Source organism: Streptomyces sp. NPDC053079 (genome assembly GCF_044546695.1).
Taxonomy (GTDB): domain Bacteria; phylum Actinomycetota; class Actinomycetes; order Streptomycetales; family Streptomycetaceae; genus Streptomyces.
In genome coordinates, this window is sequence record NZ_JBITZJ010000004.1 from 587975 (window position 1) to 601267 (window position 13293).

A 13293-nucleotide genomic window follows, 5' to 3' on the forward strand; every position below is an offset into this window, starting at 1 on the left:
ACCGGGCCCCGCCCCCTTTCGTTCCCGCCCGCCGGTGTTCAGCCGAGTCCGTCGACGAGGTCGATGAACTTGGAGGCGGTGGAGTTGCTGTAGAACTGCCGCATCGTCACCTTGGGCAGGCCCCTGGACTTCATCTCCGAGAGCAGGCGGACGACGAGCAGCGAATTGCCGCCCAGCTCGAAGAAGTTGTCCTCGGGGCGCACGTCGACGCCCAGGAGGCCGGACCACAGTTCGAGGAGCTGCGCTCCGAGCTCACCGCCGTCTCCGCCCCCAGCGGCCTCAGCCGCCTCAGCGGCCTCCGGGACGGTGCTCGTGGGGGACGGCTGTGCGACGGCCTGGCGGGCGCCGGGTTCGGGCAGCCGGGCGGTGTCGACCTTGCCGTTGATGGTCAGCGGTATCGCGGGGATCGCGGTGAAGGTGGCCGGCATCATGTAGTCCGGCAGCACCCGGCGCGCCGCTTCGTACGCGTCCTTCTCCGTACCGCCGTCGGTGAGCACCACGTACGCATGGATCCGGGTGCTCGCCGCGTCCCCCGGCGTGTCCTGGCGCAGGACCACGGCGGCCCCGCCGACCGTCGGTTCGGCGAGCAGCACGGAGCGGATCTCGTCGAGCTCGATGCGGTGGCCGCGGACCTTGACCTGGTTGTCGAGGCGGCCCAGGTGGTCGAGGCGGCCGTCCGGCGCGAGCCGGCCGCGGTCGCCGCTGCGGTAGACGCGCTCGCCGGTGAGCGCGTCGACGACGAAGCGCTCGGCGGTGAGTTCCGGGCGGCCCAGGTAGCGGTCGGCCACCCCGGCCCCGCCGACGTAGATCTCGCCGGACGCGCCGGGCGGCAGGACGCGCCCGCGCTGGTCGCGCACGGACACCGACCAGCCGGGCAGCGCCCGGCCCACGGACCGGGAGCGGGCGATCACGTCGGAGGGGGTGACGGTCTGCGCGGTGACGTGGACGGTGGTCTCGGTGATGCCGAACATGTTCACCAGGCGGCACCGGGTGTGGGAGTGCCGGGTGAGCCACTGGGCGAGCATCGTCACGTCGAGCGGCTCGCCGCCGAAGACGACCAGCCGGAGTGCGCCGAGCGCGGCGGGTGCGACGGATCCGGCGGGTCCAGCGGGTCCGGCTGCCGAGGCGGACTGGCGATCGGCCTCGACGAGCTGGGCGAAGGCCGACGGGGTCTGGCTGAGGACCGTGACCCGCTGCCCGGCCAGCAGCTCGTGGAACTCGTCGGGGGCGCGCGTCACCCAGTACGGGACGACGACGAGCCGGCCGCCCGTGAGCAGGGCGCCCCAGATCTCCCATACGGAGAAGTCGAAGGCGGTGGAGTGGAAGAGGGTCCACACGTCGTCGGGGCCGAGCCCGAAGTCCGGTGCGGTGGCCTCGACGAGGGCGGTGACGTTGCGGTGCGGCACCACGACGCCCTTGGGGCGGCCGGTGGAGCCGGAGGTGTAGATGACGTAGGCGGCGAGGCCGTCGTCGGCGCTCTCCTCCCGATCCTCCCGCTCCCCCGGCGCGCCGGATTCCATGAGTTCGGCGGGGGTGACGACGCGTACGCCGTCGATGCGCGGGAACTGCCCGGGGTCGCCGATCACCACGCCGACGCCCGCGTCGGTGGTGGTGTTGCGGAGCCGTTCGTCGGGGTAGCGGCTGTCCATGGGGACGTAGGCGCAGCCCGCCTTCAGCACGGCGAGCAGGGTGACGACGAGCGTGGCGTCACGCTCCAGGCACACCCCCACCCGACCGGTCCCGGCCTCCACGCCGAGCGCAGTCAGCCCGGCGGCCATCCGCTCGGCCCGCTCGTCGAGCTGCCGGTAGGTCAGCTCCTGCTGCCCGTCGGTGACCGCGACGGCGTCGGGCCGGCTGCGGGCCGTCTCCGCGATCCGGCCGTGGATCGTGCCGGACGAGCCGGATCCGGTTCCGTGGTGCGTGGTGCCGAGGCCGCCGAGGCGGAGGACGTCGAGGGCCTCGTCGGCGTCCAGGAGTCCGACGCCGGCGAGGGGTCCGTCCCCGGGCAGCACGGCCAGCTGCCGGGCGGCGCGCTCGACGCGGGCGGCGAACATCTCGCCGATCGCGGGGGCCACGGCGCCCTCGTCGTACCAGCAGGTGCCGGTGTACGAGCCGTCCTGCTGCCGCACGAAGTGGAGGGTGAGGGGCGCGGGGGGCGCCAGGAACGGGCGGTAGTGGGCGCCGGGCCGTGCCGGCGTGAGGACCACGGCGACGGCCGGGTCGTCGGCGGAGGCGGTTCCGCGCGGGACGCGGCACCGCTGGAGGTGGGCGGCGACCGTGTCGTCCTCGTCCACGGTGACGGCCAAGGGGCGGAAGCCGTCGGCGGAGTCGGCGTCCTGGACGGCGACCGTCACCTCCGGCTGGGCGCCGTAGCGGGCCAGCGTGAGCGACACGGCGGCGAGGAGAAGGGCGTCGTCGTCGCCGTCGGCCTCGAAGGCAACCGGTACGGTCCCGAAGCGGCCGGCCCGGGCGGGTGTGCCGAGGCCCCATTCCGGGCCGGGCCTGTCGGTGCGCGGCACGCGCCCGGCGGGCAGCGTCCGGCCGGTGGGCACGGGCGCCGGCTCCCCGGCGCCCTCGGCCCCGTCGAGCACCAGCGCGGCCAGCCGTTCGAGGGTCTTGAGCGGTACCAGGGACCGGGCGGCGACGAGGACGAGGTCGGCGAGCCCGTCGGCGTACTCGATCAGGACGGCACGGGGCGCCCCGTCGTCCGGGCGCACGGGCCGCTCGGCCTCGGCGCGGACCCGGGCCCGCCCGGCGGGATCCTGGGAGTCCACCGGCAGGCGCAGGGTCCACAGCCGCAGCGCGGCGGCGTCCTGCAGACGGCGGGCGGCCCGCACGGCGTCGACGGGGCGGTCCGCGCGGACGGTCAGGCTGTGGCAGGCCCGGCGCAACGCGGCTGCCCGGGGCGTTCGCGTGGAGGGTGGTGGGGTGGCTGTGGCCATGGGAGGCCTCCTGCGAGAAGAGTTGCGGTGAGGGAGGTGAGCGATCCGGTCAGCGGGCGCTGAACCCGCCGTCGACGGTGAGGACCGTCCCGGTGGCCTGGCGGGAGTCGTCCCCGGCGAGCCAGACGGCCGCGCCCGCCACGTCCTCCGGCTCGATGAGCGCGTTCATCGGCTGGTCCCGGACGAAGACGTCCTCGTGCTCGCCGACCGGGACGTCGAGCGAGCGGGCGATCTCCGACAGCATGCGGCCCTCTACGGCCAGGTCGTCGCGTACGGATCCGGGGCAGAGCGCGTTCACGCGCACGCCGAACGGCGCGTAGTCCAGCGCGGCCGCCTTCGTCAGGCCGACGAGGCCGTGCTTGGCGGCGACGTATCCGGCGAAGTGGCGGTAGCCGACGAGCCCGGCGGTCGAGGAGACGTTGACGATGCTGCCGGCCTGCTGCTCGATCATGGCCGGTGCGACGGCCTTCATCATGCGCCACGCGCCCGACAGGTCGATGTCGAGCATCAGGGACCACTCGGCTTCGGTGATCTCGTGGGTGCTCTTGCCGGAGGGCGCGGCGATGCCCGCGTTGTTGAGGAGGATCTCCACGGTCCCGAACCGGTCGAGCGCCTGCTCCACGGCCGCGGCGACGGCCTGCGGGTCGCGCAGGTCGGCCGCGGCGGTGGCGACGGCGACACCGTGCCGCTCGCAGAGCGCCGCGGTGTGCGCGAGCTGGCCGGCCGAACCGAGCGGATAGGGCACGCCGGGCAGGTCCTCGGCGATGTCCAGCAGGAAGAGGTCGGCCCCTTCCCGCGCGAACCGCTCCGCACAGGCCCGGCCGAGCCCGCGGGCAGCGCCGGTGATGACAGCGGTCTTGCCTTGCAACAGCACGCCGCCCCCTCAGCCGGCGTGGGCGGCGGTGCCCAGCTCGTGTGCGACCGTCTCCAGGACGCTCTGCGGGGAGTCGACGAGGTACATGTGCCCGCCCGGCACCTCCCGGTAGGCGAAGCGCCCGCTGGTGGCCGCCCGCCACTCCTCGGCCTGCGCCCGGCTGACGAGCTGGTCGTCGGCGCCGCGCAGCGAGGTGACGGGTATCGGCAGCGGCTCGTCCGAGGCGGGCTTGTAGTTCTCGTGCATGGCCACGTCGGCCCGGAGCAGGGGCAGCAGTATCTCGCGCAGATCGGGATCGTCGAAGGCCTCGTGCCGGTACCCGGCGAACTCCCCGACCCGCTCGATGAACTCCTCGTCCCCGAGCCCGGTGGCCCGCTCGGTACGCCCGCTCCACGGCCCGGGAGAACCGCTCACGAAAAGATGCCGCAACCCGGGGTGCCCCAGGCGCAGAAGCTCCCGGGCGAGTTCAAAGGCGAGAACGGCACCGAGACTGTGCCCGAACAGCGCGACGGGCGCCTGCTCCCCGACGAGCTCGACGACCCGCGGCGCCAGCTCCCGTGCCGCGTCCGCGGCATCCTCGTACGGATCGTCGAGGAACAGCTCCTCCCGCCCGGGCAGTTGCAGCGGAACGACCTGCCCGCCCTCCAGCCCCAACGCATTCCAGGGCCGGTAGAACCCGGCCCCGCTCCCGGCATAAGGCAGGCACACCAACGAGAACGACGCTGCCGACATTGCTTTCCCAACCTCCTACACGCCGTGCCACGAGCACGCGGGCCGCGCACGGCTTCACGTTCACAGAACATCTCGCACGGGACCGAAGGCGACCGCCGGCCGACGACACGGCACGGCGCAGGGGGGATGAATGGCCAGACACCGATCAGCTCGGACGTTTCCCTGCACGCCCAAAAACGACCACTGCGGCCATACCGAACTCCCCCGAACTTTCCCCCGATTCGTCGGCACTGCTGCCATCCGAATATGACCAGCCCCGACCAGTTGTGATCGTACAGGCCGGGGGGTGGGTTTTCCATGGTGGTTGAACGCATGTGAGCGAGGCCTCTGATGCAGACCTTTTAGGGATCTGCAAGCCCGGTTCCGCCCTTCGCGACTGGCTACGTTCCCCCGTGCGGCCCGCAACCGGCTCGCCGAGCTGCACCCGGAGGTCCGCCACCTGCTTGCTGGCTTGCCGTCAGGCGTGGTCCAGGGGATAGATCAGGATCCGAGCAGCGCGATGAGGTCCGGCAATCGCCAGGTTGCCGGACCTCCGTGCGTCCGTCAGTCAACGAGGTAGTGGGCTTCGATGTAGGAGACGGTGGAGTCATACGGCTCCCCCACCGGCTTCAACCTGTACCGGCGGAAGACCGTGGCGGTGGCGCGGCGGGCGCCTCGGTTGCGAGCGTCGGCGTTGTCCCATGACCGGGCGAGGGTTTGGGTGACCACCTTGTCGATCTCCTCGGCCAGGTTCTTCTCCGTGACCGTGAGGCCGGACGGAGCATGGTCGTGGATGATCCGCGATAGGACACCCACGTGGTCGTCGTCCAGCACGACGACGGCTTCGTCCGGGTGCTTCTCGGCGTTCACGATGGCGCGGGCGACCCGGAGTGCTTCGGCCAGGAACTCCAGAGCGTCCTGAGAGTTCTGGATGATCCGGTCCCGGAGCTGCTTGATCCGCTCTGCGAGGGCAGTGTACTTCGCGGACCCCGGTTCGACGCCCTTTTCGAGGGCGGCCTTAATGTGTTCCAAGATCTCCGCCGCGGACGGCGGCTTCTGGCCCTCGCCGTCGTCCTTGTCGGGCTTCGGGCGGACGAGGGCCAGCAGCTCCTTGAGTATGGCGATGCCCTGGGCGTCCAGGACGAGAGGTTCCTCCTGGGAGGCGACCACGGAGAAAGAGTGGACGTGGGCATTGATGATCTCCAGGACCATCGGCCCCAGCTCGCCCAACCGTTCCCTTCTCTCCTCGTCGGAGGACTTCTTGAACAGGGTCGTATACACGGACCCGAATAGCCCGAAGCCATCCCGGTATTTGGCGACCCGCTTGTCGGTGTTGATGAGCGGGTACAGGCGTGCCAGGAGCCGGTAGTCCTTGGTGAACACCTCCGCGGCGCCTGGATTGGAGTCCAGAAAGACGTTGATGGCTCGCACGGACTCATATCCGTGAACGATGAGGTCCACGCCATCCAAGTCCACGAGAAGGTCTTCGATGCGAGCAAAAGTGGCGCGGAACTCGGCGACCAGCCCGGAAAGGTCGGTGACGAACCCGCCTACCTTGCCGGACTCCTCCGAGGTGGGGTCGGCGACGGCACGCTGGACCTCTTCGGCCAGGCCGATGTAATCCACGACCACGCCGGAAGTCTTCACAAACCCGCTCGGGGACACCCAGGTGCGGTTCGGGCGCGTGATCGTCTGGAACAAGGTGTGGGCCTTCAACGGCTTGTCCAGGTAGAGGACGCCCTCGTTGGGGGCGTCGAACCCAGTCATCAGCTTCGAGGTCACCACCAGGAAGCACATCGGGTCGTTCGAACTGAGAAACCGCCGCTTCTGCACCTCCTCGTCGGCCTCCGAGAGCTGGAACGCCCGCATGGCGGGGTCTTCGCCCTTGGAGTCCGAGACGGAGATGTTCACCTCAGCGGTGATCCGGTCATGCTTCCCGACCTCGGCGAGCACCTGTGACGCCTCGAAGCCGGCCAGCAGCTCGTTGATCTTTTCCGTGTACGCCACGGCCAGCTCACGGTTGTAGGCGACGACTTGGGCCTTGAGGCCGTTGCGATAGGCGCCGGCTAGGTAGTGGTCCACAACGTCCTGGCAGACTGCGTGGATGCGGTCTGGGTTGGCGAACACCGAAGTGAGGCGCCCGAACTTGCGGGAGAGGGCCTCTCGGTCGGGATCGTCGAGGTCGAAGTCGTCGGCGAACTGGTCGAACTCAGCCTGCAGCGGCTGGTCGTTAATCTCGAAGGAGACCGGGTGCGGATCGAGCATGACGGGGACGGTCGCCTCGTCCAGCAGAGACCGGGACACCGAGTACCGATGCAGCACCCTGCCCGGGTCGGTCTCCTCGCCGAAGAGGGCGAAGGTGTCGGTGGCGAGGTTCCTGACAGGGGTGCCGGTCATGCCGAAGAATTTCGCATGCGGCAACGCTGCGCGCATCTGCCCGGCCAGGGATTTCGACCTTGCGGATTGGGTGCGGTGTGCCTCGTCGACCAGCACGATGATGTTGCCCCGGGTCGACAGGTTATTGCCGGCGTCGGCGAACTTGTGGACGGTAGTGGAGATGACGCCGCGCACGTCGTCGGCCAGCAGGGAACGCAACTCATGGCTGCTGGCGGGCTGGTGGAAATAAGCGTCTCCCATCGCTGACGTGAACACTCCGGAGGTCTGCCGGACGAGCTGGGTCCGGTCCGAGAGCAGGACGACTGTGGGCGACTCGGTGCGGGTGTCGGCCAGCAGCAGCGAGGCGGCGAACACCATCAGTAGTGTCTTCCCGGACCCCTGGTGGTGCCAGATTAGGCCCTTCGAACCCCCTTCCAGGACCCGCCGGTGGATCAGGTGCGCGGCCTCCATCTGCGGGTAGCGGGGCAGGTACTTCTTGTCCGCGCCACCTCCGGAAGTGTCGAAGAGGGTGAAGTTGGCGAGCATGTCTAAGATCGTGGCCGGGTTCATCAGCAGTTCGACGGAGCGTTGCACGTCGGCCTGCCCGGCCAAGTTCTCATCGTCGACGGTGGACCGGAACGGTTGCCAGAGGTTCGTGGGCGCACCAACGGCACCGAACCGCAGCTTCAGCCCGTCGGAGGCGACGGCGAAGACGTTGGGGGTGAAGAACCACGGATACTCGGTGGCGTATACGTGGTTGATCTCGCGAGCAGCGTCCGTCCACCCGGACTTCGCGGTCGGGGACTTCACCTCGACCACGACCAGAGGCAGACCGTTGACCCAGTAGACGAGGTCGAACCGGCGGGAAGTCTTGCCGGGGACGGTTATGGTCACCTCGTCGGACACGACCAGCGTGTTGGCGGTCGGGTGCTCAAAGTCGATGACCTTCAGGGCGTGCCACACACCGTCGGCGTCTCGGAATTCCTTACGCCCACGCAGCAGGCGTAACACCTGCTCATTGGCCCGCACCAGCCCGCCCTCGACGGCGTTGATGGTGGTGACGATCTCCTCGACCACCGCGTCCACGTCTAATCCGTCGATCACCCCAGGGTTTAACCGGACGATGGCGTCCCGCAGAGGGCTGGTGACCACCGTCTGCGTCGTTTCACGCGGTAACGACCTGCCCGCTGCGAAGCCCCAGCCCATTGGGAGGGACCACTGGATCATCAGGTTCTGGAACTCGCGCTCTCGAATGCCCTTCGCCACGGCTCAGACCTCCTGCTCGGTCGACTCGATGTCGATGGTGCGGTCCAGCAAGCCCGCGAGCAGGCAGGAGCGTGTATCCCGGAGGCGGGCTGCCTCAGCGCGCGCCGCATCGGCGTTCGCGCGAACGGACAGCACGGCGGATGAAACCTCCCGCTGCCGGTCCAGGTCAGGAAGCGGGATCGGCGTCTCGCGAATGCGCTCCTGGCTGATGTTGAACATTGAGGCGCTGGTGCCTGTAGCTGAACCTGTGAGGTGGCTTCGGGCCGACTTCAGCGCCATCGCCACCACGAGGAAGTCCGGGTCCAGCTTTGACGACGGCACGAGCCGAAGAGTCTTGTCGGCGAGGTAGAGGCCGTTCCGGACATCGGCAGGGACTCGCGCGACGGCACCGACTCGTAAAGGTGTGTTCGCTCGCGTGATGAGTACATCGCCAGGCTGAACAAGCGCCAACTCAGGCATGGGCGTGCCAGGTAGAAGAGCCTTGGACTCTTCCGGGAGGAACCGGAAGGGTGTGACCGCGCTGACCTTCAACACTCCATGCTCATCAGCGCCCGGCGGCCTCGTGTCTGCCTGGGGACTCCTTCCCCCTCGAATGTCATCGAGTATTGTTCCGAGCGCCACGATTGGTTCGTTGGAGAGCAGGTCTCCAGCAACGGCCGTTGACAGGCGGTCCAGCGCCTCGCCCTCTTCGTCGAGTGCGGTGATCTGGTCGTCAACCACGCCGATGACCTCGTTGATCCGCTCCTGTGTCAGCAGCGGAGGTAAAGCGAACGGGATGGCACGGAACGAAGCGTCGGAGATGGTCTTGCGACGCAGGACTGTTCCCGAGGCACGGTTCTGCATCTCGTCCCAGAACGCTGGCGTCTGGAAGTACAGCCCCAGGAACGCCGGGAGAGCTCTCTGGTCCACCTCATAAGTGATGAAGGCACCGGATACGTGGGTGCCGTCATGCTCCGCCCGCGCGACGCCTGTAGGGGCCTCGAACGCCGTAATCGTGCGGAGAACGACGTCGTTCTCTCGCACCGTATTCAGCGTCGTGTACTTCGAGACACCGCCGGTGAATGCCTCTTTCTCACCGAGGCCACGCCCATACATCTGGACACTGACTGCGGGGTAGGTGACGCCATCCTCCACAGCCACCTTGCGGCGCACACGAGTCAGCAGGTCACCGAGGGCGATCTGCTGCCAGTCACTCATCAAAGCCCTCGATCCCTGCGGCGGAGAGGAGAGCGAGCATCCGCTGCTCAGTCTTCTGACGCTCTGCTCGGGCGATGTTGTATAGGTCGATCAGGCTGCCGAGGTCTTCCTGCTCGGCGGCGGCCTGCTTGATGTAACGGCCGATGTTGAGGTCGTACCCCTTTGCCACGATCTCCGTGGTCGGGACGAATCGCGCCGCGAGTCCGCTTGCTCCGTCGGAGTCCACCGGGTTGCCGTCCACGTCGATTTTCGAGTGGTAGGCGGTCACAACGTCGGCGAGGTCGGCGTCGGTGAGGATGTTGCGATTCTTGGCCTTGGTGAACCGCTGTGAGGCGTCAATGAACAGCACGCCGTCCCGCCGCTCAGGGGCCTTGGTGCCGGGTGCGCGGAACACCAGGATCGCTGTGGGGATGCTGGTGTTGTAGAAGAGGTTGGCAGGCAGTCCGATGACCGCTTCGAGCAGGTCGTCGTCCAGGACGCGCTGGCGGATGGCTGCTTCCTGGCCGCCGCGGAAGAGGACACCGTGCGGCAAGACGACGCCTGCGCGCCCCTTCTTCGGGTCCATGCTGGCGATCATGTGCTGCACGAACGCCCAGTCCGCCGACGACTGCGGGGCGACCCCGCCGAGGGCGCGCGGGTCCTGGGTCCAGGGCTTCCACTTCAGGCTGTATGGCGGGTTGGCGACGATCACATCGAACTGTGCGACGGACCCGTCCGGCTTCTTGAAGCGCGGGTCCTTCAGGGTGTCGCCGACCTCGACCTGGAATTGGGTGAGGTTGTGCATGAAGAGGTTCATGCGTGCCACACCCGCAGTGTCCTGTACGGCCTCCTGCCCGTACAGGCTGAGCGTGTAGCCACGCCCGCCGTGGGCCTTCAGAAGGTTCGCGGAGGCGATGAGCATGCCGCCCGACCCACATGTCGGGTCGTATACCGACTCGAAGCCCTTGGGCTCCAGGATCTCGACGATCAGCTCGACGACCTCGCGTGGAGTGAAGAACTGGCCGGCGCGGGTGCCGGACCCGTCGGAGAACCGCTTCAGCAGGTACTCGTATGCCCCGCCGAGCACGTCGTGAGACAGGTTGCCCTCGTGCATCTTCGGGGTGCGGTCCATCGCCTGCATGACCGCCGCCAGTACCTCCCCCTGCAGCACCTCTTCGGAGGTCCATGTCATAGACCCGAACACACGCGTGAACTTGTCTGGGTTAGCCGTCTCGATCGCCTGCAGGGAGGCACGGACCCGCTGACCGAGGCCGGGCTGGGTGATGGTGGCGAGGATGGACGTCCAGGAGGCACGACGCTTCTGGACCGTGCCGGGGCGGATGAACGGGATCTCGAACGACTGGTAGTCGCGGTACTCGATCTCGTGGGCTTCCTCGGCGGAGAGGTCGTCCAGGCCCTCATTGTCGGCCAGGAACTCTTGGTGGTGGTGCTCCCAGGTGTCCGACAGGTACTTCCAGAACATCAGCGGGAAGACGACCGAGGAGTATTGCGCTTCGGGCATCGCCACGCGCAGCTCGTCGGCGGCGTCCCATAACCGGTTCTCGATCAACTGCTGGGTCACTGCCATCAGTCCGGGGTGTCCTTGTTCGTCAAAGGGTGGCGGCCCGAAGGCCGGGGTGTTCTTGCTGGTCACCCTGTTTCGGCGCGCCCGGCATGTACACGTCGGGCGTGACCTGTTCGGGCGTGCACACGCGGCGCGTCGTATTATCTGCGCGGGCGACTCGCCAACGATAGCCCTCCCCCGGATCACGAGATTCGACAAACGGCACAAACAAACGATGCGGCCAGCAATGGCTGAACTCCCGCGCCAGCTGATCTGCTTCCTGCTCCCGCAGACTGCCCATCTGAGCCAAGCCGTCGAACTCTTCAGCCACGCACGCGGCACGGTAGCCGTCCCGCGCCCCAGGTCCTGCCCCAACGTCAGCTCCCCCTCCCGGCCCGGAGCCGGAACATCATGTTCCGAGCGGCACCCTGAGCTGGAAGCGGGGTGGCTTTGGACTACGGCGCCAACGCTCTCGGGGTTCGTGTTTCAAAGTTGCTGACAGCACTGGAGGAGCAGCCCGTCAACCAGGCCCTCGGTGTGCACAAGTGCGACCTCTGTTCCGTGTCGCTCGAGGACGCCCAGCTGCGATCAGTCCCCAGGCCGGGATAGCGCCATCTCGATGCCGGGACAGAAGGGATCGGGGCGCCCGGTGTACCAGGGACGGCCTACGCCGCGCCCTACTTGATCGGGCACTACCTGACCACGTACCCCTGGATCGCCTTCTCCTGCACTCCCGGCGACCCCGAACTGTACGACGCCTTGGCCGAGTAACGCCCCGCGTCGGCAGCACGAGCAAAGGACTAGGATCGCGGCTGCCTTGAGACGTCGCCATCATGTACCGGACTTCTGCAGATGGGTGGCCAGGTGGCCGACCAGGAACCGCAGGGCGCGGCTGGACAGGTCAAACCTCAGATGGGAAGGCAAGACACGAAGCTTCCGGCAGACACAGGTACGTTCGACTGTGTGCAAGTCTGACCATCACGTGTGCTGAGGATTCAGGCCATACGCCCTCCCAAGTCCAGGCCGACGAGTGCTCAAGAACTCCTAACCCAACGCGGTAGCCGTGTCCTGCGGACGAGTGCGGCGGGTGCTTACACATGGGCAAGCCGACCCCTCAGCCATGGCTGCTCGACAATGAGTGGTGAACGGTGCTCGAGCTACCGCCACACCCCGGGCTGCGTGCCGGTCGAAGCCGAAGCCGGCTATGCAAGGTGGCCGGCACCGCGTAGCAAAGGCGGGCTGAGCAGCCATGCGCTTCCCCGGCGGTAGAGGGCAGCTGGACGCCCGGTGGGGGGCAGCCGCCGTTCCCCTGTGGGTTGCACGAACTCTGCGGTGTTGAGCACTGTGCGGCGGAAGTTGCTCGGATCCAGGCACTGCCCCCAGATCACTTCGTAGACCGCGCGCAGCTCGCTCAGGGTGAACGAATCTCCGCAGAAGACCGTGGCGACAGCGGTGTACTCGAGTTTCCTACGGATCTCCTCCAAGGCGTCCGCGAGAATGACCGAGTGATCGAACGCCAGCTCCTTCGTACCGTCCGCCAGTTCTGACACAGGGGCCCAGTAGGCACACCTGGCGTCAGTACCACCCACAGGAACGGGAAGATCCGGCCCTAGGGCGAGATAGGCGATGGTGACCACCCTTCCCCTCGGGTCGCGTCGAGGATCTCCGTAGGCGCCGAGCTGCTCCAAGTGCAGTCGGCCGCCGTCGACCCCGGCCTCCTCCCAGAGTTCACGCAGCGCCCCTCGCGCAAGGTCCCGCCCTTCTGGACGTAGCCACCAGGCAGTGCGGGCCGGCCCCCCGGATTCCGTTCAGGTCCTACTGCCCGACCACCGCACCCAAGGTGACTCCTGGCTTGACCGACGCTCGCACGACATGCGCCGGTTCGATCCCGGCTTCACCCCGGACCTGCTCAGGTGCCAGGTCCGGACGAACATGGATTACCTGGCCCGTGTAGCGCGCACACAACGCAACTTCGAGCTTCGCAACTTCAACCTGCCCAACACCTGCCGCGTGATCGCAACGGACCGGGCTGCCTACCTCACCTTCTACAGCAGCTCCGCTCATGGCAGGAACTCCCCGTGCCTGTACGCCCGGGCGCCCGGACTCCTATACTCCATCGCCCTGCAGCAGTTCGACGCAGCCTGGATGAACAGCTCACCCGCACTCCGGGCATCCCAGCCCTGATGCCACCCCAGCAAGCGCCCAGCTTCACCGGCATCAGGAACGCCATGACGGCACGCTGGTCCCGGTGCGTGACCGGAAGTCGGTGCGTCCATACTGAACCACCGATTCGAGGCGTATATGCAGGTCATCATCCGCGCCGACACCAAACTCGTTGATCGCCGCAGCCCACTCCGGTGCCTGACAATACTGCGGACGCGAAG

General features: G+C 67.9%; 8 protein-coding genes. All 8 read right to left on the reverse strand.

Translation table 11 applies throughout. The features are described 5' to 3' along the window. Positions 1–38 precede the first annotated feature (38 nt). Positions 39–2942 carry an amino acid adenylation domain-containing protein gene (locus ACIGXW_RS18295; RefSeq protein WP_399573923.1) on the reverse strand — a complete coding sequence of 968 codons (2904 nt, stop codon included), beginning with the start codon at positions 2940–2942 and terminating at the stop codon, positions 39–41. A gap of 49 nt (positions 2943–2991) precedes the next feature. Continuing rightward, on the reverse strand, positions 2992–3816 hold the full coding sequence (locus tag ACIGXW_RS18300; RefSeq protein WP_399573924.1) for an SDR family oxidoreductase: 825 nt from the start codon (positions 3814–3816) through the stop codon (positions 2992–2994). A 9-nt stretch (positions 3817–3825) separates the two neighbouring features. Further along, a complete protein-coding gene (locus ACIGXW_RS18305) occupies positions 3826–4548 on the reverse strand; it encodes a thioesterase II family protein (RefSeq protein WP_399573925.1) in 723 nt (240 codons plus the stop codon). 543 nt (positions 4549–5091) lie between these two features. Next, positions 5092–8169 carry a type I restriction endonuclease subunit R gene (locus tag ACIGXW_RS18310; RefSeq protein ID WP_399573926.1) on the reverse strand — a complete coding sequence of 1026 codons (3078 nt, stop codon included), beginning with the start codon at positions 8167–8169 and terminating at the stop codon, positions 5092–5094. A 3-nt stretch (positions 8170–8172) separates the two neighbouring features. After that, a complete protein-coding gene (locus ACIGXW_RS18315) occupies positions 8173–9366 on the reverse strand; it encodes a restriction endonuclease subunit S (RefSeq protein WP_399573927.1) in 1194 nt (397 codons plus the stop codon). After that, positions 9359–10999: an N-6 DNA methylase gene (locus tag ACIGXW_RS18320; protein ID WP_399573928.1), complete on the reverse strand. Its 1641-nt coding sequence runs from the start codon at positions 10997–10999 to the stop codon at positions 9359–9361. The genes ACIGXW_RS18315 and ACIGXW_RS18320 overlap by 8 nt, the downstream gene beginning before the upstream one ends. Continuing rightward, positions 10956–11240 (reverse strand): hypothetical protein, encoded by a 285-nt coding sequence (locus ACIGXW_RS18325; RefSeq protein WP_399573929.1) that lies wholly within the window; start codon positions 11238–11240, stop codon positions 10956–10958. The genes ACIGXW_RS18320 and ACIGXW_RS18325 overlap by 44 nt, the downstream gene beginning before the upstream one ends. Before the next feature lie 871 nt (positions 11241–12111). Further along, entirely contained in the window at positions 12112–12645 is a 534-nt protein-coding gene (locus ACIGXW_RS18330) for an NrtR DNA-binding winged helix domain-containing protein (RefSeq protein ID WP_399574062.1), read from the reverse strand. Between the last annotated feature and the right edge of the window lie 648 nt (positions 12646–13293).

Coding starts and splice junctions, on each gene's coding strand:
- ACIGXW_RS18295 (WP_399573923.1), bottom strand. CDS start 2,942: ATGGCCACAGCCACCCCACCACCCTCCACGCGAACGCCCCGGGCAGCC.
- ACIGXW_RS18315 (WP_399573927.1), bottom strand. CDS start 9,366: ATGAGTGACTGGCAGCAGATCGCCCTCGGTGACCTGCTGACTCGTGTG.
- ACIGXW_RS18305 (WP_399573925.1), bottom strand. CDS start 4,548: ATGTCGGCAGCGTCGTTCTCGTTGGTGTGCCTGCCTTATGCCGGGAGC.